Source organism: Stenotrophomonas sp. CC22-02 (genome assembly GCF_004365115.1).
Classification (GTDB): domain Bacteria; phylum Pseudomonadota; class Gammaproteobacteria; order Xanthomonadales; family Xanthomonadaceae; genus Stenotrophomonas; species Stenotrophomonas forensis.
Genome location: NZ_SOCO01000002.1, coordinates 128061 through 150896, shown reverse-complemented (window position 1 = coordinate 150896; position 22836 = coordinate 128061). Strand labels below are relative to the sequence as shown.

The following is a 22836-nucleotide window of genomic DNA, read 5'->3' as shown; positions in this document are numbered from 1 at the left end:
CTTGGCGCTAACCTCGATGCTCTTCAAGAATGTCTCGATCGCCGGCCTGGCACACGTCGACGCGCCGCATACGCTGACGACCAAGGAAATCAACGAGCGGCTGCAGCCGACGCTGGATCGCCTGGGTATCCGCACCGACGTGCTCGGCGACATCGCCGGCATCCACGCGCGCCGCCTGTGGGACAACGGCGTGCTGGCCTCCGATGCGGCCACCATGGCCGGGCGCAAGGCGCTGGAAGACGCGGGCATCACCGCGACCCAGGTCGGCCTGCTGGTCAACACCTCGGTCAGCCGCGATTACCTGGAGCCGTCCACGGCGTCGATCGTCTCCGGCAACCTGGGCGTCAGCGACGAGTGCATGACCTTCGACGTTGCCAATGCCTGCCTGGCCTTCATCAACGGCATGGATATCGCCGCGCGCATGATCGAGCGCGGTGACATCGACTACGCGCTGGTGGTGGATGGCGAGACCGCCAACCTGGTGTACGAGAAGACCCTGGAGCGCATGACCGCCCCGGACGTCACCGCCGACGATTTCCGCAACGAGCTGGCCGCGCTGACCACCGGTTCGGGCGCCGCCGCGATGGTGATGGCGCGCTCGGAACTGGTGCCGGACGCACCGCGCTACAAGGGCGGCGTGACCCGCTCGGCCACCGAGTGGAACCAGCTGTGCCTGGGCAACCTGGACCGCATGGTCACCGATACCCGCCTGCTGCTGATCGAAGGCATCAAGCTGGCGCAGAAGACCTTCACCGCCGCCAAGATCGCCTTGGGCTGGGCCGTGGAAGAGCTGGACCAGTTCGTGATCCACCAGGTCAGCCAGCCGCACACCGCGGCGTTCATCAAGAACTTCGGCATCGACCCGAAGAAGGTCATGACCATCTTCGGCGAGCACGGCAACATCGGTCCGGCCTCGGTGCCGATCGTGCTGAGCAAGCTCAAGCAGCTGGGCAAGCTGAAGAAGGGCGATCGCATCGCGCTTCTGGGCATCGGCTCGGGGCTGAACTGTTCGATGGCTGAAGTGGTCTGGTAAGCAGCCCGCTGCCCGACCTCCTGTAGAGCCGAGCCATGCTCGGCTCACGCGCGCAGCGCGGCTCTTCCGCAGCGGACCGGAGAGCAGCCGAACATCGGTTCGGCTCTATACCGCGCCGCGATTCTCCCTAGGTGCTCCGCATGCGCGATCTTCCCGGTTACCCCGCCCACCCGCAGCGTTTCGACGTGCGCCCCGGCCTGTCGATGAACTATCTCGACGAAGGCCCGCGCGACGGCGAGGTGGTGGTGATGGTGCACGGCAATCCGTCGTGGAGCTATTACTGGCGCACGCTGGTGGCCGGGCTGTCGGACAAGTACCGCTGCATCGTGCCGGACCACATCGGCATGGGCCTGTCGGACAAGCCGGACGACAGCCGCTACGAATACACCCTGCAATCGCGCGTGGACGACCTCGATGCGCTGCTGAAGCACCTGGGCATCACCGGCCCGGTGACCCTGGCCGTGCACGACTGGGGCGGCATGATCGGTTTCGGCTGGGCGCTGTCGCACCACGAGCAGGTGAAGCGCCTGGTGGTGCTCAACACCGCCGCGTTCCCGATGCCGGCCGCGAAGAAGATGCCGTGGCAGATCGCGCTGGGCCGCCACTGGAAGATCGGTGAGTGGATCATCCGCACCTTCAATGCCTTCTCGTCCGGCGCCTCGTGGCTGGGCGTGGAACGCAAGATGCCGGCCGATGTGCGCCGTGCCTATGTATCGCCGTACAACAGCTACGCCAACCGCATCAGCACCATCCGCTTCATGCAGGACATCCCGCTGTCACCGGCCGACAAGGCCTGGTCGCTGCTGGAGCGCGCCGGCAAGGCGCTGCCGTCGTTCGCCGACCGCCCGGCCTTCCTCGGCTGGGGCCTGCGCGACTTCGTGTTCGACCATCATTTCCTGAAGGGTTTCCAGGTCGCACTGCCGCAGGCCCAGGTGCATGCCTTCGAGGATGCCGGCCACTACGTGCTGGAAGACAAGCAGGACGTGCTGGTGCCGGAAATCCGCGCGTTCCTCGACAAGAACCCGATCTGAGGGGCGTGCCGACCAACGGTCGGCACCCACCGGAAGAGGTAATGGGTAGGTGCCGAACGTTGGTCGGCACACCGGCCGGGTTCATGAGGTTGCCGGCCAGCGGCCGGCATTACCCCTACGCCGCGACCGGTGCCTGCGGTGGCGAGGACGGGCTGTTGCCGTTGTCGTCCGGATGGCCGTCATCGTTGCCGGCCTCATCGCGCCAGCGCCAGTCGGCCAGCGTCAGCGGATCCAGGCCATAGGCGATGCGCGCCTTGTCGCACTGCGGGCTGGCCTTGCCGTACTCCCACGATGCATCCACCTCGCGGCACACGCTGGGCCGGTTGGGGTGGATGGTGCAGCGTGAATACACGCCGATCTGCGCATCCAGCGCCACGCAGCGCACCGGCTTGGAGTGGGTGCCGCGCATGCACAGGCGGTGCGGGTCGAGCACCTCGGTGAGCTGGTGCGGCACGCCGCCGGGAGTGACCTCGTCCGATTCCATCCAGTGGAAGGCCACGCGGTACTGGGTGCAGCAGGCGCCGCAGGTCATGCAGGGATGTTGCATGGGCAAGCCGCCTCGGGCGGCAGTCGGAATCAGGAACGAGGGTGCGGATTTTCCACGAAGTGGGCCGCCGCGCAAGAAATTCCGTAAGCGGCGACAATGAACGGATGAACGGACCCTGCAACATTGCGGCCCGCCTGCCTGAACTGGCTCGCGAACGCCCTGACCAGATCGCCATCCGCTGCCCCGGCCGCCGCGGTGCCGGCAATGGCATGGCAGCCTATGACGTGACCCTGGACTACCGCCAGCTGGACACGCGCAGCGATGCCATGGCGGCCGGCCTGGCCGGCTACGGCATCGGCCGCGGCGTGCGCACGGTGGTGATGGTGCGGCCATCGCCGGAGTTCTTCCTGTTGATGTTCGCGCTGTTCAAACTGGGCGCGGTGCCGGTGCTGGTCGACCCCGGCATCGACAGGCGTGCGCTGAAGCAATGTCTGGACGAGGCGCAGCCGGAGGCCTTCATCGGCATCCCGCTGGCGCATGTGGCGCGGCTGGCGCTGCGCTGGGCGCCTTCGGCGACCCGTCTGGTCACTGTTGGCCGCCGCCTCGGCTGGGGCGGAACCACCCTGGCCGCACTCGAGCGCGCAGGCGCCAACGGTGGGCCGATGCTGGCCGGCACCGATGGCGAGGACATGGCCGCCATCCTGTTCACCAGCGGCTCCACCGGCGTGCCCAAGGGCGTGGTCTACCGTCACCGCCACTTCGTCGGCCAGATCCAGCTGCTGGGCAGCGCGTTCGGCATGGAAGCGGGTGGGGTGGACCTGCCGACCTTCCCGCCGTTCGCGCTGTTCGATCCGGCGCTGGGCCTGACTTCGGTGATTCCGGACATGGACCCGACGCGGCCGGCACAGGCCGATCCGGCGCGCCTGCACGACGCCATCCAGCGCTTCGGCGTGACCCAGCTGTTCGGCTCGCCGGCACTGATGCGGGTGCTGGCCCGGCATGGCCGCCCGCTGCCGACCGTGACCCGGGTGACGTCGGCCGGTGCGCCGGTGCCACCGGACGTGGTCGCCACCATCCGCCGCCTGCTGCCGGCCGACGCGCAGTTCTGGACGCCGTATGGCGCCACCGAGTGCCTGCCGGTGGCCGTGGTCGAAGGCCGCGAGCTGGAGCGCACCCGCGCCGCCACCGAGGCCGGCGCCGGCACCTGCGTGGGCAGCGTGGTGGAGCCGAACGAGGTGCGCATCATCGCCATCGATGATGCCCCGCTGCCGGACTGGGGGCAGGCACGCGTGCTGGCCACCGGTGAGGTGGGCGAGATCACCGTGGCCGGGCCGACCACCACCGACAGCTATTTCAACCGCCCGCAGGCGACCGCGGCAGCGAAGATCAGCGAAACCCTGGCCGATGGCAGCACCCGTATCGTGCACCGCATGGGCGACGTGGGGTACTTCGATGCGCAGGGCCGCCTGTGGTTCTGCGGGCGCAAGACGCAGCGCGTGGAAACCGCGCGCGGGCCGCTGTACACCGAACAGGTCGAGCCGGTATTCAACACCGTGGCCGGCGTGGCGCGCACTGCGCTGGTCGGCGTTGGCGCGGCCGGTGCACAGGTACCGGTGCTGTGCGTGGAACTGCAGCGCGGCCAGTCCGACAGCCCGGCACTGCAGGAAGCGTTGCGCGCTCACGCAGCAGCCCGCGTGCCTGAGGCCGGCCTGCAGCATTTCCTGGTGCATCCTGCCTTCCCCGTCGATATCCGTCACAACGCCAAGATCGGCCGCGAGAAGCTCGCCGTCTGGGCCAGCGCCGAACTGGAGAAGCGCGCATGAAGATCCTGGTCACCGGTGGGGGTGGTTTCCTTGGCCAGGCGCTGTGCCGCGGGCTGGTCGAACGTGGCCACCAGGTGCTGGCGTTCAACCGCAGCCACTACCCGGAACTGCAGGCGATGGGCGTGGGCCAGATCCGTGGCGACCTGGCCGATGCGCAGGCGGTGCTGCATGCGGTGGCCGGCGTCGATGCGGTGTTCCACAACGGCGCCAAGGCTGGCGCGTGGGGCAGCTATGACAGCTACCACCAGGCCAACGTGGTCGGCACCGACAACGTGATCGCCGCATGCCGCGCACACGGCATTGGCCGGCTGGTCTACACCTCCACGCCCAGCGTGACCCACCGTGCCACCCATCCGGTGGAAGGCCTTGGCGCCGACGAGGTCCCGTATGGCGAGGATTTCCAGGCGCCGTATGCGGCGACCAAGGCGATTGCCGAACAACGCGTGCTGGCCGCCAACGATGCGACGCTGGCGACGGTAGCGCTGCGCCCGCGCCTGATCTGGGGGCCGGGCGATCAGCAGCTGGTGCCGCGCCTGGCCGAGCGTGCACGGCAGGGTCGCCTGCGCCTGGTGGGCGATGGCAACAACAAGGTCGATACCACCTACATCGACAACGCCGCGCTGGCACACTTCCTCGCCTTCGAAGCTTTGGCGCCGGGCGCGGCCTGTGCCGGCAAGGCGTACTTCATCTCCAACGGCGAACCGCTGCCGATGCGCGAGCTGGTCAACAAGCTGCTGGCCGCCGTGGGGGCGCCGACCGTGGACAAGGCGATCAGCTTCAGGACCGCCTATCGCATCGGCGCGGTCTGCGAGCGGCTGTGGCCGCTGCTGCGCCTGCGTGGCGAGCCGCCGTTGACCCGTTTCCTGGCCGAGCAGCTGTGTACGCCGCACTGGTACAGCATGGAGCCGGCACGGCGCGATTTCGGCTACGTGCCGCAGGTCAGCATCGAAGAAGGGCTGCGCAGGCTGAAGGCTTCATCTGCCGCATAGATCGCCATCACCGGTTGCACACCGCCAGATCGGGAGGATGGACCCACGCCATCCAACGGCCCGGACATCTGCGAGGAGCGCCATGCTGCATTACGCCGTCATTTTCTTTGTCATCGCCATCATCGCCGCCGTGCTCGGCTTCTCCGGCATTGCCGGTGCTGCCAGCAACATCGCCTGGATCCTGTTCGTTGTGTTCCTGGTACTGGCAGTGATCTCGATGTTCCGCAAGCGCGGGTAGAAGACCGCAGGGTAGTGCCGGCCGCCGGCCGGCACTGTTTTCTCCGGTGGGTGCCGACCGTTGGTCGGCACGCCCTTCGTCGAGCATGGCCCGACGCTACAGAAGCTGCCTGTCAGCCGCATGGCGCTCCTGCGCCAGTTCAATCAGCCGCGTGATCAAGCTGGTGTAGTCCACGCCGCTGGCACCCCACAACTTCGGGTACATGCTGATGCGGGTGAAGCCCGGCAGCGTGTTGACCTCGTTGATGACGATCTCGCCGTCTGCGGTGAGGAACACATCAACGCGTGCCATGCCGGCACACTCCAGCGCCTGGTAGGCCTGCAGCGCGATCTGCTGGATGCGCGTCTGGGTGGCAGCGTCGATGTCCGCCGGTACCACCACGTCGGCACCGCCTTCGTTGATGTACTTGGTGTCGTAGGCGTAGAACTCGTCGTGCACTACCACTTCACCGCACACGCTGGCCTGCGGCTGCGCGTTGCCCAGCACCGCGCACTCGATCTCGCGGCCGACCACCGCCGACTCCACCAGTACCTTGTGGTCATAGCGCAGCGCCAGTTCCAGTGCCTCGGCAAAGCCGGCCGCCTCCTTGACCTTGCTTACACCGACCGATGACCCCTGGTTGGCCGGCTTCACGAACAGGGGCAGGCCAAGCTGGGCGATCACCGCCTCGACATCGACCGCCGCCGCCTGGTGGCGACGGATGCACAGCCACGGCGCTACCTGCAGCCCGGCATCGCGCAGCAGGCGCTTGGTCACGTCCTTGTCCATCGCCACCGCCGAGCCCAGCACCGGCGAACCCACGAAGGGCAGGTTGGCCATGCGCAGCAGACCCTGCAGCGCACCGTCCTCGCCCAGCGGCCCATGCACGATCGGCAGCACCACGTCGATCTGGCCCAGCCCGCTGGCCGCATCGGAAGGCCGCAGCTGCGCCTGCTCCGTGCCGGGAAGGACCGCCAGCGACTGGCCGGAACGATGCAGCGCGATGCGCGACGGATCATCGGCATTGATCAGGAAGGTGTCCGGCTGGCTCAGATGCCACTGGCCCTGCTTGTCGATGCCGACCAGCACCGGCTCGAAGCGCTCGCGGTCGAGGGCATCGAGGATGTTCTTCGCCGACTGCAGCGAAACTTCGTGCTCGGAGGACTTGCCCCCGAAGATGATGCCGACCCGGGTCCGTGCCATGGTGTTGCGATGTCCTGTGCGTTGCGTGGCCGTACAGCATGAACCTTCCGCTGCCACCCAGGTGAGGCACAGATGAATCCCCGGTTCTGGTAGCTGCCAACCTTGGTTGGCACACCACGAAACCAAGCGCCGACCAAGGTCGGCATCTACCAGAGCGAGACCCGACCGATCGCAGGAAACTGTCGAAGGCGGGGTGGGGCCGGTTGCGGGGGCGTGAGCCGCATGGATGCGGCGACCGAGCTTACAGGGACGTACTTGCAGCGTCCCCCGCAACCGGACCCACCTCGCCTCCCCACGGGAAGCCAGCTTTTGATGTAGATCTTGCCGGCCCGAGGCCGGTGCATCTGCGGGTGCCGGGCGGCAGCCCGGCCCAAGCCCCCCACCCACGCAGGTAGAATGCGCACATGGCTCTCTCCCTGCTCAAGTCCCTCAAGCCGGTCGCCGGCCGCGCCCTGCAGATCGCCCTGAACCGCGCCCTCGCGCTGGATCCGGATACCCGCCATGCGCTGGCCAGCCTCGACGGCCGGCATATCGACCTGACCCTGGAAGCGCCTTCGCTGGCGATGCGCATCAGCGTCGAGGGCGATCAGCTGCGGGTCGGCCCGGTCGACACGCAGGAAGCCGATCTGGCCGTGCGCAGCAGCCTGGCCGGCGTGCTGGCGCAGTTGCCACTGCTGGCCAACGCGCGCCGCGCCGACAGCACCGGCAAGGGCCGCGTGCGCGTAGCCGGCGACGCCGAACTGGCGCGCCGGCTGCAGCAGCTGGCCAAGGGCTTCGATCCGGACTGGCAGCAGCCGTTCGTCAGCGTATTCGGCGAGGTGCTGGGCGTGCAGGTCGCCAACACCCTGCGCAGCGCGCTGCAGCACGCACGCCAGGGCGCGATCGACCTGGCCCACAGCGCTGCCGAGTTCATCACCGAGGAATCGCGTGATGTGGTGCCGCGCGCAGAGCTGGATGCCTTCCATGACGACGTGGACGTGCTGCGCGATGACGTCGAGCGCCTGGGCGCACGCGTGCAGCGCCTGCGGGGTGCCGCATGAAGGCCGTGCTGCGGGCCAGCCGCATCGGCCGGGTGATCCTGCGTTACCGCCTCGACGATCTGCTGCAAGGCACGCCGGCCGAGCGCTGGCTGCGCCTGGCCAAGCCGTTCGTGCCGCGCGCTTCGGCCGATATCGCCGCACAATCGCGCGGTGCGCGCCTGCGCCTGGCGTTGCAGGACCTGGGCCCGATCTTCGTCAAGTTCGGCCAGATCCTGTCGACCCGCCGCGACCTGGTACCGCCGGACGTGGCCAACGAGCTGACCCTGCTGCAGGACCGGGTCAAGCCGTTCGATGGCGATACCGCGCGCCGCATCGTCGAGGAAGCACTCGGCCTGCCGGTGAGCGAGGCGTTTGCCAGCTTCGACACCGAACCGCTGGCTTCGGCCTCGATCGCGCAGGTGCACGCAGCGACGCTGGCCGACGGCCGCCAGGTGGTGGTCAAGGTGCTGCGCCCAGGCATCGAGAAGCAGATCGACGCCGACATCGCCCTGCTCAACTCGCTGGCCGCGCTGGTCGATCGCACCCATCCACGTGCCGACAAGATCCGCCCGCGGGAGGTAGTGGCCGAAGTCGAGAACACCCTGGCCGCCGAACTGGACCTGCAGCGCGAAGGCGCCAATGCCAGCGTGCTGCGCCGCTTCTGGGAAAACAGCGACGACCTGTACGTGCCGGAAGTGATCTGGAGCCACACCGCCGAGCGCGCGCTGACCCTGGAACGCGTATGGGGCATCCCGTCCGATGACATCGCCGCGCTGGACAAGGCCGGCATCGACCGCAAGGCGCTGGCCGCCAAGGGCGTGCGGGTGTTCTACACGCAGGTGTTCCGCGACAACTTCTTCCATGCCGACGCGCACGCCGGCAACATCTGGGTCGACACCGATCCGGCGCGCCGTGCCAACCCGCGTTTCATCGCGCTGGACTTCGGCATCATGGGCCAGCTCTCGCAGGAAGATCAGTACTACCTGGCCGAGAACTTCATGGCCATCTTCAACCGCGATTACCGTCGCATCGCCGAACTGCACGTGCAGGCACGCTGGATGCCGGACCACGTGCGCATCGATGATCTGGAAGCGGCGGTGCGTTCGGTGTGCGAGCCGTACTTCACCCGTCCGCTGTCGCAGATCTCGCTGGCCGAAGTGCTGATGAAGCTGTTCCGCGTGGCGCAGCGCTACCAGCTGACCCTGCAGCCGCAGCTGATCCTGCTGCAGAAGACCCTGCTGAACATCGAAGGTGTCGGCCGCCAGCTCGATCCGCAGATCGACATCTGGGCAGTGGCCAAGCCGGTGCTGGCGAAGATCCTGCGCGAGCGCTACAGCCCGCGCCGGGTGGTGCGCGAGATCGGCAAGCGCCTGCCGGAGATCATGACCCATGCGCCGGACATGCCGCGGCTGGTACACGCCTGGCTGACCCAGCAGGTGGAAGGCCGCCACGAACTGGCGATGCGCTCGCGTGACCTGGTGGCGCTCGATGCCAGCCTGCAGCGCCTGCAGAAGCGCGCGGTGGGTGCGATCACCGGCGTTGGCCTGCTGGCCATCGCGGCGCTGATGTACGTGCTGCAACCGCCGGGCTGGTACTGGGGTGACCTGCCGATGTGGAGCTGGCTGTCCGGTGCGGTCGGCGCGGTGGCGCTGCTGCGCGCGTGGTGGCGCTGAGCCCGTCAGGCTGAGGGCCGGCGGCGATGCATGCCGCCGACCCACCCCGGATTCTTACCAGTGGTAGCCCAGGCCCACGTGCGACTGCACGCTCTGGAAGGTGTCCAGGCGGGTCTTGTGCCAGGTCTTGCCGATGCCCATGTCCAGCACCAGATGCTCGCCCAGCGGCTGGCTGCGGCGCAGGAAGGCACGCCGCGCATCATGTTCGCGCAGCAGCAGCGGATCGGACTCTGCCGCGTAGCCGGACGTGCCGGTGCCCAGCCACAGCTGGGTTGAACCGCGGCCCTGGGCGTCCTTCAGGCGTAGCGACAGCGTGGTGCCATGGCCGTCGGGCCCATTGGACTGACGGTGCCGCTCGTGGCGCAGCGAAGCGGTCACGCGCGGGAAGTAATGCGAGGCCCCCACCGACCAGCCGCTCACGTACGCGCCGGCGTGGTACTGCGCGTACTTGCCGCCGACGTTGAGCACGGTCTGCGGCGCCACCTTCCACTGCAGGTCCTGGTTGACCTGGCGGTTGACGAACACCGGATCATCGTTGGACGCAGTGACGGCGGTGCGGGTGGACAACCGCGGGCTCCAGCGCTGGTGCAGCGAGGCCTGCACGCGGTTGCCGCTGAAGCGCCTGCTGCCAAAGTCGCGTTCACCATGGGCCAGGCCGAGGTGCCAACGGGTGTGGCCGTTGCGGCCGGCCACGTCCAGGGTCTGCACGTCGCGCTTGCCGAAGCTGTCGGTGTAGTCGGCATGGTCCAGCTGCATCGAAACACGGTCGACGCCGGCGTGGGCGCTGGACACAGCCAGCAACAGGGCACACGGCAGCGCGCCACGGAAGATCAATCGCATGGGGTTACTCCAGGGGTTGGGAATGCAGCGACTGCAGCAGCCGGTAACGGCCCGGCGGCAGGTTTCGTTCCACGGTGATGCGCGGTCCGAACTGGCTGCCCGGTGCGATGATGCGACCGGGCAGGATGATCACGCCGACGCCCAGCGAGGCGCCTTCACCGATCCACGCGCCAAGCTTGTCGCGCTGGCTGTCGATGACGGCGCCTTCGATGTGCACGGCGACCGTCGCGCCATCCAGGCGATGGTTGCTGGTGCGCACCAGCGCGCCAAGATAGGCGCGGGCATCGATACGGCTGTCGCCGATGAAGCACTGCGGACCGATGCTGACGCTCTCGCCGATCAAGGCGTTCTTCATTTCGCTGGCAAAGCCGATGCGGGTGCCATCGCCGATGCGCAGCGGGCCACGCAGCAGCGCGTTGTTGCCGATCAGGCAATCACGGCCGATCGATATCGGGCCCTGCAGATGGGCTCCGTCGCAGATGCGGCTGCCGGCACCGATGCACACGGTCCCCTGCACGGTTGCACGTGGCGACACCTGGGCGCTGGAATCAATGTGGGATGCCAGTGCCGGGAGCGCATCGGCGAGGGCGGTGAGATCATTCCACCACATGCGGATACCTCGTCGGTTTGTCGCGTACCGGCTCGCGGCCGGTGAACAGCCCGGCAAGGCCGTGCATCACCCAGATCGCATAGGCAAGCAGTACATACAGCATCGAGAAGGCAGCGGCAGGCACCAGCCAGGCGCGGCGATGATGGATGGCGCTGATCAGCGCCAGCAGCATGACCACGCCTATCCAGAACAGCGGCATCACCGCCAATGCCAGGCCGGCGGGTCCATGCAGCATCGCCGCGCCGAACCAGACCTGCAGGGTCAGCACGATGCCGGCCAGCGCCAGCAGCATCATCGGCAGGATGCTGAACAGGCCGAAGCGGGTCAGCAGCAGGCCACGATGCAGGCGCATGCAGACCGCATAGCCGACGATCCATCGCCGCCATCGCCGCCATTCCTCCACCAGCGTGTTGCACTCCTGCGGGTAGACCACGCAGCGCACGCTCTGGCGCACACGGTAACCCTGCGCGACCAGCGACCAGGACATGTCCAGGTCTTCCACGCGGGTGCGGTCGGAGAAGCCGACCTTGCGCAGCACCGAGGTGCGGAACAGGCCGCACGAGCCGGAGACGATGAACGGCGCGCCGCCCAGCCACTGCTGGAAGCTGCGCTTGATCACGATCATCGGCAGTTTCAGGCTGGCACGCACATGCGGCAGGAAACCGGCGCCTTCCAGGCTGGACGAGGGCACGCCGCCGACCGCATCGGCCCCACGCTCGATTTCGTCCAGCAGGTATCCCAGGCCATGCCCGCGCGGATCGATATGGGTGTCGGCGTCGGTCAGGAACACTTGTTCGGCGGTGGCGTGCTGCAGGCCGTGCATCAATGCCCCGCCTTTGCCGGTGTTGGCCTGGTGCACCGCCACCAGACGCCCTGGCCAGCGTACCTGCAGCGCATCGAGCACCGCAGCGGTGTCATCGGTGGAGCCATCATTCACGCAGATCACCCGGGCCAGGTAAGGGTTCTGCAACAGGCTGGTCAACGAGCGCTCCAGGCACGGGGCTTCGTTGTAGGCGGGAACGATCGCGTCGATGCTGTACAGGTGCGTACTCGGCCGGCGCGACAGCAGCATGCAGATACGCACCAGGATGAAGACGCACATGGCCAGGAACAGCAGCGTCTTCATCAGAGCACCAGCCGATGGGGCAGGAAGCCCTCGCTGGGGCCGATACCGATCTGCTGCCCGCGGAACTGTGCGTGGCAGCGCAGATGGTCCTCCTGCATGTACTGGCGATCGCTCTGGCTGGCATGCTCGCGCAGGGCGTGGATCTTCAGGTCCAGCTGCGCGCTGATGTCTTCGAATACCTGGGGTGCAAACTGCGGCAGGGTGCTGGGACTCTCGTAGCAGAGGATCTGCGGGACACTGCGGCAGGCGATGATCGATGCCTCGTGGACGGTGCGGTGATCCTGGTGATGGTCCTCGCCGCACATCGTGTAGACGCGATGCGGCACAAGCGTGGCGCAGGCCTGCTCGATGGCCGCGATGATGTCGTTGCGGCAGCCCGGGAAACGCGTGTCCGGAAAATCCTGCTGGATCACGTTGCCGACTCCGAGTCGGTGCAGGGCGCGGTGGGATTCATCGCTGCGGTCGATACCGGTGTGGCAGCCGCGGCCGCCGCGGCTGAGCACCAGCGCATGGATGCGCGCACCCGTGCGTGCCAGCTTGGCCAGGCTGCCACCGCAGCCGAGTTCGATGTCGTCGGGGTGGGCGCCGATTGCCAGAATGTCGAAGGCCATGGCCGTGTCCTTGCGAAAACCGAGGGAGCGGCGGGCAGGTGGAACGTCCCGCGCGAAAGAGGCGGAACTATCGCAACTCGAGCAACGCGAAAGATTAGGATCAATCTGAAAATGTGACTTGATGGGCCACAATGGCTGCCCTGATGCGACAAATGAAAGAGGCGACAGCGATGCAGCTTTCGGTATTGAGGGACGAACTGGCGCGTTTCGGTGCCGATAACGACGCTCGCGAGACCGAACGTGCCCGGCGCATGCTCAACATCACGCCGCAGACCGGTGAGTTCCTGTCGGTACTGGTGCGTTTCGGTGCAGCACGGCGCGTACTGGAGATCGGCACCTCCAACGGCTACTCCACGCTCTGGCTGGCCGAAGCCGCCGCCGCCATCGGCGGCCACGTGACCACGCTGGAGTACGCCGAAGACAAGGTGGCGATGGCGCGAGCAACGTTCGCGCGCAGTGGCCTGGCTGAGCGCATCACGCTGGTCCACGCCGATGCCGGGCAGTGGCTTGCGCAGGCCACCGATGCCAGCCTCGATCTGCTGTTCCTCGATTCGGACCGCGAACAGTACGCCGGCTGGTGGCCGCAGCTGCGCCGCGTGCTGCGGCCCGGGGGCCTGCTGGTGGTGGACAACGCGATCTCGCATGCCGCGCAGATGGAGCCGCTGCGCGCGCTGCTGGCAGCCGACGCCGGCTTCAGCAGCAGCCTGGTGCCGGTGGGCAACGGCGAGTTGCTGGCGGTGCGCAACGCCTGACTGCCCTACAGGTAGGTGCCAACCTTGGTTGGCACGTTGTTGCCGGTCGCGCAGAGCAGCCGAGCATGGGCTCGGCTCTACAGGAAGCAGGCCCTTATAATCCCGCGGTGAGCACCGAACCCGACACCCTCGCTGCGGTCGAGACCGACACCGCACCCCTGCAGCTGCTGCACCTGGATGAGCGCCTGGCCGTGGTCAACAAGCCGGCCGGGCTGATGGTCCACGACAGCAAGCTGGCCCGTGGCGAAGACGATTTCCTGGCCGACCGCCTGCGCGAGCAGCTGGGCCGCCCGATCTTCCTGGTCCATCGCCTGGACCGGGCGACCAGTGGCTGCCTGCTGCTGGCCTTCGACCGTGATACCGCCAGCGCGCTGGGCAAGGCGCTGATGGGCGGCGAAGTGCTGAAGGACTACCTGACCGTGTGCCGGGGCTGGCCGGCCGAGCTCTCCTGGCAGGTCGACCATGATCTGGACGGCGGCCCGGGCAAGCCGGTGAAGAAGCCGGCGATCACTGATTTCCAGCGCCTGGCCACCGGCGAGTTGTCGGTGCCGATCGGCGAGTTCAGCAGTTCGCGTTATGCGCTGCTGCGCTGCCAGCCGCAGACCGGGCGCTTCCGGCAGATCCGCAGGCACCTCAAGCACCTGTCGCACCACATGATCGGCGACACCAGCCATGGCGATGGCCGCCACAACCGCATCTTCCGCATGCAGGGCGTGCATCGCATGCTGCTGCACGCCGAGCGCCTGCGTTTCCCGCATCCCGACGGTGGCGTGGTGGATGTACGCGCGCCGCTGGACCCTGGGTTCCAGAAGGCGCTGGACCTGTTCGGCTGGCAGGTGGATACCGCTTGACGGCAGTGCCGGCCACTGGCCGGCAGCTACGCGATTCCAGATGTACCGGGGAGCCGGCCAGCGGCCGGCTCTACCTCACTTCTTTTCCGGCTCGTTGACGATCGCTTCCAGGTCCTTCTGCAGGTCCGCGAACAGCGGCTGCATGCGCGCCTGGATGGCCACCATCACGTTCTGCATCAGCGCCGGGGTCTTGTCCAGCAGGCTCTGGCCGGCCGCGCTCTCGTAGAACTCGGCCATCGCCAGCACGTCTTCCTTGCTGAAGGTCTTCTTGTAGAGGTCCACGTACATCGGCCGCAGCTGCTGCCATGACAGGGCCTGGCGCAGGGTCTGGCTGGTCCGCGCCTGGATCCGCTTCAGCTGCTCCTGCTGCTGGGCGTTGAGCTGGCGCTGCGCGGCCACCTGCTGGAACTGCTGCTGCTGCATCGCTTCGATCTGCGGCAGCATGGTGTCGATCATGCTCTGCGCGCGCGAGGCCGAGAGCAGGCGGTTGATGTCGCCATCGGTCGGCGGCGCGGCCAGGGCCGGCACACTGGCCACGGCCAGCGCCAGCAGCAGGGCGGCACGGCGCAGCAGGGACGGCAGGGACGGCAGGGCGGGTGCGGTGCGGGTCATGCGGGCTTCCTGCGGTACATGGGACGGCCAGCATACCCGCAGCCAAGGCGAAGGCGGCGTGTTCGGTACCTGATCGGCGGCATACGGGGCGCGATGCCGCACTGCGGGGCGTGGCTGCCGCTACAATGCGCGGATGGGCAGTGGACCGGTCACCATCAGCGCGCAGCTTGAAATCCCCGACGGCGAGATCGTCGAGCGGTTCGTGCGTGCCAGTGGCGCCGGTGGGCAGAACGTCAACAAGGTCTCCACCGCGGTGGAACTGCGTTTCGACGTGGCCAACTCGCCCTCGTTGCCCGAGCCGTTGCGCACGCGCCTGCTGGCGCGGCGTGACCGGCGCATGACCGGCGAAGGCGTGCTGGTCATCGATGCGCAACGGTTCCGGACCCAGGATCGCAATCGCGAGGATGCGCGCGATCGGCTGGCGGCCTTCATCCAGGCCGGGCTGAGCGTGCCCAAGCCGCGCAAGGCCACCAAGCCGACCCTCGGGTCGAAACTGCGTCGTCTGGACGCCAAACGCGGGCGCGCGCAGATCAAGCGCGGGCGCTCATCACGTGACTGGGAGTGATTGCTTGAACAACCCGACTCCGTTGCTGCCGGCCGTGCCGCCGCAGATGCCGCAGGTCAAACCCAATGCCTTCCTGCGCTGGCTGGCGCGCTGCACCCTGCGCATGGGCGGCTGGAAGGTGACCGGCACCCTGCCTGACATTCCCCGGCTGGTGTTCATCATCGCGCCGCATTCGTCCAACTGGGACGGGCTGTGGGGGATGGCGGCCAAGATCGCGCTGGGCATGAAGGTGAAGGTGCTGGGCAAGGCCTCGCTGTTCTGGTGGCCACTGGGCCCGTTGCTGCACAAGCTGGGCGTGATCCCGCTGGACCGCAGCTCGCCGCAGGGCACCGTTGGCCAGGCGGTGGACCTGCTGCGCAACAACGAGAAGATGTGGTTCGCGATCACCCCCGAAGGCACCCGCAAGGCGGTGAAGGACTGGAAGGCCGGTTTCCTGAAGATCGCGCGGATGGCCGACGTGCCGATCCTGGCCGCGTACTTCCACTATCCGGAAAAGACCATCGGCATCGGTCCGCTGTTCACGCCCAGCGGTGATGACGCGGCCGACATGGCCGCCATCCGTGAGTTCTACCGGCCCTGGATCGGCAAGACCCGCGGCACGGTCTGAGCCGGCCGGCAGGCCCCGCATAGACGCCACGTCCGGCACATGCCGGGCGAGCGCGACAGGAGTAGGGTGGAGGGCTGGTATTCCATACCGTCTGCCCAAGGAGCGTTTTACATGTCGCGTACCGTAGTCCTGGCCGCCGCCATCAGCCTGGCGCTGGCGGCCTGTTCCGGCAAGGAGTCCACCCCCGTGTCCGAAGCCCAGAAGACCCCGGCCCAGCAGCCGGCCGAAGCCTCCACCAACCCGCTGCTGAGCGCCAGCACGCTGCCGTTCCAGGCGCCGCAGTTCGACAAGATCAAGGACAGCGACTACCTGCCGGCCTTCGAGGAAGGCATGCGCCAGCACCTGGCCGACGTGCGCAAGATCGCCGACAGCAGCGAACCGGCCACCTTCGACAACACCATCGTGGCGATGGAGCGCAGCGGCGAGACCCTGACCCGCGTGTCGCGCATCTTCTTCGGCCTGGTCCAGGCCGATACCAACGACGCGCGCCAGAAGATCCAGGAAGAAGTGGCGCCGAAGCTGGCCGCGCACCAGGACGAGATCAACCTCGATCCGAAGCTGTTCGCGCGCGTGAAGTCGATCTATGACCAGCGCGACACGCTGGAGCTGGACCCGGTGCAGAAGCGCCTGGTCGAGCACTACTACGACGGCCTGGTACGTGCCGGTGCGCAGCTGTCCGACGCCGACAAGGCATCGCTGCGCAAGCTGAACGTGGAAGAGACCACGCTCTCCACCCAGTTCCACACCCGCCTGGTGGCCGCCACCGCCGCCGCCGCCGTGGTCGTCGACGACAAGGCCAAGCTGGCCGGCCTCGACGAGGACGCGATCAACAACGCTGCAGCCGCCGCCAAGGATCGCAAGCTGGACGGCAAGTTCGTGCTGCCGCTGCAGAACACCACCCAGCAGCCGGTGCTCGGCTCGCTCAGCGACCGTGACCAGCGCGCGGCCGTGCTGAAGGCTTCGGAGACCCGCGCCGAGCGTGGCGATGCCAACGACACCCGGCAGACCGTGCAGCGCCTGGCCCAGCTGCGTGCGCAGAAGGCCAAGCTGCTCGGCTTCGATACCTTCGCCGACTACCAGCTGGGCGACCAGATGGCCAAGACTCCGGCCGCCGCGCTGAAGCTGCTGACCGACACCGTGCCGGCCGCCACCGCCAAGGCCCGCGCCGAAGCCGGCGAGATCCAGAAGGTGATCGACGCGCAGAAGGGCGGTTTCCAGGTCGCTGCATCGGACTGGGACTTCTACGCCGAGCAGGTGCGCAAGGCCAAGTACGATCTGGACGAGTCGCAGATCAAGCCGTACTTCGAACTGGACAACGTGCTGCAGAACGGCGTCTTCTACGCCGCGACCCAGCTGTACGGCATCACCTTCAAGCCGCGTACCGACATTCCGACCTACAACCCGGACATGAAGGTGTACGAAGTGTTCGACAAGGACGGCACCTCGCTGGCCCTGTTCTACACCGACTACTTCAAGCGTGACAGCAAGTCCGGCGGCGCCTGGATGGACGTGTTCGTTGAACAGGACGGCCTGACCGGTGCCAAGCCGGTGGTCTACAACGTCTGCAACTTCACCAAGCCGGCCGCCGGCCAGCCTGCGCTGATCAGCTTCGACGACGTCACCACCATGTTCCATGAGTTCGGCCATGCACTGCACGGCATGTTCTCGAACGTGAAGTACCCGTCGATCGCCGGCACCGCAACCTCGCGTGACTTCGTCGAGTTCCCGTCGCAGTTCAACGAGCACTGGGCGCTGGACCCGAAGGTGTTCGCCCACTACGCCAAGCACTACAAGACCGGCGAGGCGATGCCGCAGGAGCTGGTCGACAAGATCCTCAAGGCACGCAGCTTCAACCAGGGCTATGCGACCACCGAGTACCTGTCGGCCGCGCTGCTGGATCTGGCCTGGCACACGCAGAAGGCCGACGCGCCGCTGCAGGATGTGGGCGCCTTTGAAGCCAGCGCGCTGAAGAAGTTCAAGGTCGACCTGCCGCAGGTGCCGCCGCGTTACCGCACCACCTACTTCGACCATATCTGGGGTGGCGGTTACTCGGCCGGTTACTACGCCTACTTCTGGGCGGAAGTGCTGGACCACGACGCCTACCAGTGGTTCACCGAGCACGGTGGCCTGACCGCCGCCAACGGCCAGGAGTTCCGCGACAAGATCCTCTCGCGTGGCAACAGCGTGGAGCTGTCGACCCTGTACCGCGATTTCCGCGGCAAGGACCCGTCGGTGGAGCCGCTGCTGAAGTTCCGCGGGCTGAAGTAAGAAAGCGAAAACGGCGGGGGCAACCCCGCCGTTTTTCGTTGTGTAGCGTCGAGCCTTGCTCGACGTTCTTCTGTAGAGCCGGGCCCATGCTCGGCTGCCTTTCGATGAAAGGCCAGTCGAGCATGGCTCGACGCTACACAAGCGGGTTACGTGCCTACGTGCACACGATTGGCCTGTTCGGCCAACCCCAGGTGATCCAGCGCGATGTCCAGCGCCAGCACATAGCTCTGCGCGCCGTAGCCGGCGGCGATGCCCAGGCGCTGGCCAACTCCGGCCGGCAGGCACGGTTCGGCCACCGCACCGTCGTCATGCACTTCCACGTAGGCGTTGTGCAGGTACGGCAGCAGCCGCTGCAGGCGCAGGCTGTTGGCACACGCACCCGGATCGAGCAGGGTCACCTCGCCACGGCTGTGGTCGGCCACGCGCAGCGCGTCCAGCAGTTCCTGCTCCGAACCACAGGCGCGGATCGCCACGCTGGTGCCGGCGTCGATGGCGCGATGCACCAGCGACTTCAGGACCGGCGCCGGTAGCGGCATCGCGGTACGGATCAGCGCACCGGCCGCTTCCGGGCCACGGATGATGAAGATCGACATGGCTCAGCCCTCCTGCGCCAGGCGGCGGCCAACGATGGCCAGCGACAACGGATAACCGGCCTGCTGGCTGCGCTGGTCGACCACCACTGCGGCCGGACCGTGCTGCAGGCGCAGGCGTGCATCCAGCCCCGGCTCGCTGCGGGCCTGCAGCTCGATGTACTGCGCCGGCAGCCGTTCCAGTGCCGCCTGCAGCGCGCCACCTTCGGCCTGCCACTGCGCCTCGTCGGCAGTGCCGACATCCAGCAGCACCCAGTCGGCCGAGCGCGCCTGCGGCTGGCACAGGCACTGGCGCACTTCGGACAGGCTGGCGCAGTCGCTGCACAGCACGCGATGGCCGCTCAACTGCGTCGGCAGCTGCGGGCGCGGCGCCGACGCAGATGCGTGGCGGATCACCAGGAGGGTCATACAACACCTTGCGGAATGCGCCCTGTGGCGCGGTGGGCACACGATGCGCGCGCTGGCCGTAAAGGTGCGATGCCCGTCGCCGGGCCGGGGCGTAAAACCTGCGTAACCCTGTCCCGTGCTGGCGGGAACCTGCGACGCCTGCCTGTGGTCTGATACCGCTACCGACCACCCGGAGCCTGCCATGGATGCTGTTGCCCGCCCTCCCTTTTCCGAACGTGCGCTTACCTGGCTGAAGAAGGAAGCATTGCCGCTGCTGGTGATGCTCGGCCTGCTGGCCGCCGCCCGCGATACCCTGGCCAACCACTACGTGGTGCCCAGTGGCTCGATGCAGCCAACCCTGCAGCCTGGCGACCGGGTGGTGGTGGACATGCGCGCCTATGGCCTGCGCCTGCCGTTCACTGGCAAGGAACTGCTGGCGACCGGCAGCCCGCAGCGTGGCGAAGTGGCGGTGTTCGACTCGCCGGCCGATGGCACCCGCCTGATCAAGCGCGTGGCGGCGGTGGCCGGCGACCACGTGCAGCTGCATGAGGGCCATCTGAGCATCAACGGGGAGCCGCTGCAGATCACCGACCTGCAGGACGTGGAGGCCTTCGGCCAGCGCCGCGCCCGCCTCGATCTGGACATGGGCGGCGGCCCGGACATCGCCGATCTGGTAGTGCCGGCCGGCAAGGTGCTGGTGCTGGGTGACCACCGCGGCAACAGCTTTGACGGCCGCTTCTTCGGCTTCGTCGACGCGGACAAGCTCTATGGCCGCGCCGTGGCGGTGTACTACCGCCGCAGCGATGGTTTTGAATGGCAGCGGCTGTAAGCTTAATTGATACTTCCTGTGTATCAATCATGATCTATCAGGTTATGGATCGACTGGATCAACGGGCCTAGTCTGGGGCCCGTTCCCTCCCACGCCCGGCCGTCCCCACCGGCCCATCGATCCCATGACTGGCGAAACCGCGGCGGCCGTCGAACGCCGCCCCCACACTGTCGACCCCACTGCCGAGACCCGCATCCAGCAGGGCACCCCGGCCTTCCGGCGCACCGCGCTGGCCCTGTTCCTGGCTGGCTTCTCCACCTTCGGCCTGCTTTATACGGTGCAGCCGCTGCTGCCCGAGTTCAGCCGTCACTTCGGCGTCTCCGCAGCCGGCAGTGCAATGTCGCTGTCGCTGACCACCGGCACCCTGGCGGTGGCGATGCTGCTGGCCGGGCTGCTGTCCGATGCGATCGGCCGCCGCCCGTTGATGATCGCCGCGCTGCTCGCGTCGGCCATCCTGTCGCTGTGCACCGCACTGGTGGACGACTGGACCACGCTGCTGGTGCTGCGCACCTTGCTTGGCCTGGCGCTGAGCGGCGTACCGGCGGTGGCGATGACCTACCTGGTGGAGGAAATGGACAGCCGCGCGCTGGGCCTGGCGATGGGCCTGTACATCGGCGGCAACGCCATCGGTGGCATGAGCGGCCGCCTGCTGGCCGGCATCATCGCCGACCACTGGGGCTGGCGCTGGGGCATCGGCGTGGTCTCGATCATTGCCATCGCCAGCACCGTGCTGTTGTGGCTGCAACTGCCGCCATCGCGGCATTTCCAGGCCCGCCGCGACGGCCTGCGCCAACTGCCGTCGCGCTGGCGCGCGCTGTTCGCCGACCCGGGCCTGCCGTGGCTGTTCGCCACCTCGTTCGTGCTGATGGGCGTGTTCGTCACCCTCTACAACTACCTGGGCTACCACCTGCTGGCACCGCCGTACCACCTCAGCCAGACCGTGGTCGGGCTGATCTTCAGTGTGTATCTGGTCGGCACCTTCAGCTCGGCATGGATGGGTCAGCAGGCCACGCGTTACGGGCGTGGCCGCATCCTGTCGATCTCGTTCGCACTGATCGGCGCCGGCATCGCACTGCTGGCGATGCCGTGGCTGAGCACGATGGCACTGGGCATCGCGCTGGTGACGTTTGGATTCTTTGGCGGCCATTCGGTGGCCAGCAGCTGGGTTGGTAGCCGCGCCGGCACGATGCGCGCCGAAGCCTCGGCGCTGTACCTGTTTGCCTACTACCTGGGGTCGAGCGTGCTGGGCGGGGTGGGCGGACTGGCCTACGCGGCCTGGGACTGGCGAGGGGTGTGCGCCTTCGCCGCCGCGCTGACCCTGATCGGCGGCGGCATTGTCTGGGCGCTGCAGCAGCGCGCCCCGCAGCCGGTGACGGCGTGATCCAACGCGTACGGTAGTGCCGGCCGCTGGCCGGCAATTCCATTTGGGTCCGCATGCCGGCCAGCGGCCGGCACCACCAGGCGGGTTGCACGCTTACCCTTCCGCGAACGCCTCGCGCAGCAGCGTGGCGAAGTTGCGGATCAATGGCGTCACCCCTTCGCGGCGCCATGCCAGCTGCACTTCCGAATGCGCACCGGCATCGGCCAGTGCCACGAAGCGCGCGCCTTCCACGCGGATGTGATCGCACGACGACGGCAGGATCGCCGCGCCCAGCCCGGCCGCGGCCAGGCTGATCAGGGTTGAGGCTTCACCGGCCTCCTGCACGATGCGCGGCGTGAAGCCCGCCGCCGCACACAGCGCGATCATGTGGTCGTGGATACCTGCACCGGCACTGCGCCGGAACGCCACGAACGGCTCCTGTGCGAAGTCGCGCAGCGACAGCGTGCCCTGCTTCGAGAGCCGGCGCAGGGCCGGGTGGTCGGCATGCACGATCAACGCCAGCGGATCGACGAACAGGCTGTGTGCCACCAGCTCCGGGGGCAGCGTGCGCTTGCGGATGATGCCCACGTCCAGGCTGCCATCGAGCAGCGCATCGATCTGCTGCAGCGTGTTCATCTCGCTCAGCTGCAACCGCACCTGCGGATACTGCTGGCGGTAATGCAGGATCGAACGCGGAATCTGCGGCGACAGCGGCGTGGCCCGGGTCAGCCCGATATGCAGCTCGCCCTGCTCGCCGCGCTGCGCGCGCTGCACCTCGTCCACCGCCGCTTCCACCTGCTGCACGATGGCCCGTGCCCGTTCCTGCAGCAGCTGCCCGGCGGGCGTCAGCTGCACGCGGCGATGGCTGCGCACGAATAGGCGCGCCCCGATCAGTTCCTCCAGCTGGCGGATCTGCTGGCTGAGCGGCGGCTGCGACATGCCCAACCGCTCCGCCGCCTGGCCGAAGTGCAGCGTATCGGCAACGGCGAGGAAGTAGCGCAGGTGGCGCAGTTCGATGGACATGGGCCCAGTGTATTCATCGTCAGCCGGAAATGGGGTCAGAGCCCGTTGCGTAGCAACGGGATCCGACCCCGTACCGACCAACGGTCGGCACCCACCGGCAGATTGCGGCCAACTGTCAGAGGTGGGGCGGTGTGGGTGGGCAGGACCGTTGGCGCCATGGATGGCGCCATCGAGCCCCCATGGGTGAGGGCGCTTTGCTTGCGAAGCGCTGCTTCGCAAGCGCCCGAACGCCCAGCCGCCAGCGGCTGGGCCGGACCCCGGAGGGGGGTTTACGGCGTGTCCTGCCCACCCACTCCGCCCCGCCATCCCACGGATAGCCCGCTGTTGCCG

General features: G+C 67.7%; 24 protein-coding genes. 14 read left to right on the top strand and 10 right to left on the bottom strand.

The genetic code is table 11. The annotated features are described in order from the left end of the window. The first annotated feature begins 16 nt into the window (after positions 1-16). Together N440_RS18610 and N440_RS18605 are read left to right on the top strand one after the other, a co-directional pair. A complete protein-coding gene (locus N440_RS18610; RefSeq protein ID WP_004153587.1) occupies positions 17-1033 on the top strand; it encodes a 3-oxoacyl-ACP synthase III in 1017 nt (338 codons plus the stop codon). A 140-nt stretch (positions 1034-1173) separates the two neighbouring features. Further along, positions 1174-2064 carry an alpha/beta fold hydrolase gene (locus N440_RS18605; RefSeq protein WP_133936150.1) on the top strand — a complete coding sequence of 297 codons (891 nt, stop codon included), beginning with the start codon at positions 1174-1176 and terminating at the stop codon, positions 2062-2064. A 115-nt stretch (positions 2065-2179) separates the two neighbouring features. Here the strand turns inward: N440_RS18605 and N440_RS18600 are convergent, their stop codons facing one another. Continuing rightward, positions 2180-2611 (bottom strand): YkgJ family cysteine cluster protein, encoded by a 432-nt coding sequence (locus N440_RS18600; protein WP_049458121.1) that lies wholly within the window; start codon positions 2609-2611, stop codon positions 2180-2182. 104 nt (positions 2612-2715) lie between these two features. On the opposite strand from N440_RS18600, the gene oleC reads away from it, so the two are divergent. The 3 genes from oleC to N440_RS18585 all read left to right on the top strand — a co-directional run bounded on the left by oleC (position 2716) and on the right by N440_RS18585 (position 5601). Further along, positions 2716-4374: an olefin beta-lactone synthetase gene (oleC, locus tag N440_RS18595; protein WP_133936148.1), complete on the top strand. Its 1659-nt coding sequence runs from the start codon at positions 2716-2718 to the stop codon at positions 4372-4374. Continuing rightward, a complete protein-coding gene (gene oleD, locus N440_RS18590; RefSeq protein WP_133936146.1) occupies positions 4371-5363 on the top strand; it encodes a 2-alkyl-3-oxoalkanoate reductase in 993 nt (330 codons plus the stop codon). The genes oleC and oleD overlap by 4 nt, the downstream gene beginning before the upstream one ends. Positions 5364-5445: 82 nt before the next feature. Continuing rightward, a complete protein-coding gene (locus N440_RS18585) occupies positions 5446-5601 on the top strand; it encodes a DUF1328 domain-containing protein (RefSeq protein WP_004153593.1) in 156 nt (51 codons plus the stop codon). A gap of 96 nt (positions 5602-5697) precedes the next feature. On the opposite strand, the gene ddlA is transcribed toward N440_RS18585, so the two are convergent. Further along, positions 5698-6783, bottom strand: a complete 1086-nt coding sequence (ddlA, locus tag N440_RS18580) for a D-alanine--D-alanine ligase (RefSeq protein ID WP_133936145.1) — start codon at positions 6781-6783, stop codon at positions 5698-5700. A gap of 404 nt (positions 6784-7187) precedes the next feature. On the opposite strand from ddlA, the gene N440_RS18575 reads away from it, so the two are divergent. Both N440_RS18575 and ubiB read left to right on the top strand, forming a co-directional pair. Then, positions 7188-7823, top strand: a complete 636-nt coding sequence (locus tag N440_RS18575) for an SCP2 sterol-binding domain-containing protein (protein ID WP_004153599.1) — start codon at positions 7188-7190, stop codon at positions 7821-7823. Beyond that, entirely contained in the window at positions 7820-9475 is a 1656-nt protein-coding gene (gene ubiB, locus N440_RS18570; RefSeq protein WP_133936144.1) for a ubiquinone biosynthesis regulatory protein kinase UbiB, read from the top strand. Before N440_RS18575 ends, ubiB begins: the two co-directional genes overlap by 4 nt. 54 nt (positions 9476-9529) lie before the next feature. On the opposite strand, the gene N440_RS18565 is transcribed toward ubiB, so the two are convergent. From N440_RS18565 to N440_RS18550, 4 genes are read right to left on the bottom strand one after another with little or no spacing between them, the layout of a single operon-like run. Then, a complete protein-coding gene (locus N440_RS18565) occupies positions 9530-10315 on the bottom strand; it encodes a YaiO family outer membrane beta-barrel protein (protein ID WP_133936143.1) in 786 nt (261 codons plus the stop codon). Positions 10316-10319: 4 nt separating this feature from the next. Continuing rightward, positions 10320-10925: an acetyltransferase gene (locus tag N440_RS18560; RefSeq protein WP_133936142.1), complete on the bottom strand. Its 606-nt coding sequence runs from the start codon at positions 10923-10925 to the stop codon at positions 10320-10322. Next, positions 10912-12051 (bottom strand): glycosyltransferase family 2 protein, encoded by a 1140-nt coding sequence (locus N440_RS18555; RefSeq protein WP_133936141.1) that lies wholly within the window; start codon positions 12049-12051, stop codon positions 10912-10914. The genes N440_RS18560 and N440_RS18555 overlap by 14 nt, the downstream gene beginning before the upstream one ends. Further along, positions 12051-12662: a PIG-L deacetylase family protein gene (locus tag N440_RS18550; protein WP_049457575.1), complete on the bottom strand. Its 612-nt coding sequence runs from the start codon at positions 12660-12662 to the stop codon at positions 12051-12053. The genes N440_RS18555 and N440_RS18550 overlap by 1 nt, the downstream gene beginning before the upstream one ends. Positions 12663-12832: 170 nt before the next feature. Between N440_RS18550 and N440_RS18545 the strand changes: the two genes are divergently transcribed. Together N440_RS18545 and N440_RS18540 are read left to right on the top strand one after the other, a co-directional pair. Beyond that, entirely contained in the window at positions 12833-13414 is a 582-nt protein-coding gene (locus N440_RS18545; protein ID WP_133936368.1) for an O-methyltransferase, read from the top strand. A gap of 65 nt (positions 13415-13479) precedes the next feature. Beyond that, entirely contained in the window at positions 13480-14265 is a 786-nt protein-coding gene (locus N440_RS18540; protein ID WP_343133951.1) for a pseudouridine synthase, read from the top strand. Positions 14266-14340: 75 nt separating this feature from the next. Here the strand turns inward: N440_RS18540 and N440_RS18535 are convergent, their stop codons facing one another. Next, positions 14341-14877: a DUF2059 domain-containing protein gene (locus tag N440_RS18535; RefSeq protein WP_133936139.1), complete on the bottom strand. Its 537-nt coding sequence runs from the start codon at positions 14875-14877 to the stop codon at positions 14341-14343. Positions 14878-15010: 133 nt separating this feature from the next. Here N440_RS18535 and arfB point away from each other — a divergent pair, with 133 nt between their 5' ends. The 3 genes from arfB to dcp all read left to right on the top strand — a co-directional run bounded on the left by arfB (position 15011) and on the right by dcp (position 18317). Continuing rightward, on the top strand, positions 15011-15442 hold the full coding sequence (gene arfB / locus N440_RS18530; RefSeq protein WP_004153612.1) for an alternative ribosome rescue aminoacyl-tRNA hydrolase ArfB: 432 nt from the start codon (positions 15011-15013) through the stop codon (positions 15440-15442). Positions 15443-15446: 4 nt separating this feature from the next. Further along, positions 15447-16049 carry a lysophospholipid acyltransferase family protein gene (locus N440_RS18525; RefSeq protein WP_008266991.1) on the top strand — a complete coding sequence of 201 codons (603 nt, stop codon included), beginning with the start codon at positions 15447-15449 and terminating at the stop codon, positions 16047-16049. A 111-nt stretch (positions 16050-16160) separates the two neighbouring features. Continuing rightward, the gene (dcp, locus tag N440_RS18520; protein WP_004153614.1) at positions 16161-18317 is read left to right on the top strand and encodes a peptidyl-dipeptidase Dcp; all 2157 of its coding nucleotides are present in this window, start codon (positions 16161-16163) and stop codon (positions 18315-18317) included. Between the two features lie 146 nt (positions 18318-18463). Here the strand turns inward: dcp and N440_RS18515 are convergent, their stop codons facing one another. Beyond that, a complete protein-coding gene (locus N440_RS18515) occupies positions 18464-18910 on the bottom strand; it encodes a 3-dehydroquinate dehydratase (RefSeq protein ID WP_004153636.1) in 447 nt (148 codons plus the stop codon). Between the two features lie 3 nt (positions 18911-18913). Beyond that, positions 18914-19315, bottom strand: coding sequence for a hypothetical protein (locus tag N440_RS18510; RefSeq protein WP_133936138.1), 402 nt, complete (start codon positions 19313-19315; stop codon positions 18914-18916). A gap of 181 nt (positions 19316-19496) precedes the next feature. Between N440_RS18510 and lepB the strand changes: the two genes are divergently transcribed. After that, a complete protein-coding gene (gene lepB / locus N440_RS18505; protein WP_133936137.1) occupies positions 19497-20123 on the top strand; it encodes a signal peptidase I in 627 nt (208 codons plus the stop codon). 124 nt (positions 20124-20247) lie between these two features. Continuing rightward, on the top strand, positions 20248-21504 hold the full coding sequence (locus tag N440_RS18500; protein ID WP_133936136.1) for an MFS transporter: 1257 nt from the start codon (positions 20248-20250) through the stop codon (positions 21502-21504). 93 nt (positions 21505-21597) lie between these two features. Here the strand turns inward: N440_RS18500 and N440_RS18495 are convergent, their stop codons facing one another. Next, positions 21598-22506, bottom strand: coding sequence for a LysR family transcriptional regulator (locus tag N440_RS18495; RefSeq protein WP_133936135.1), 909 nt, complete (start codon positions 22504-22506; stop codon positions 21598-21600). Positions 22507-22836 lie beyond the last annotated feature (330 nt).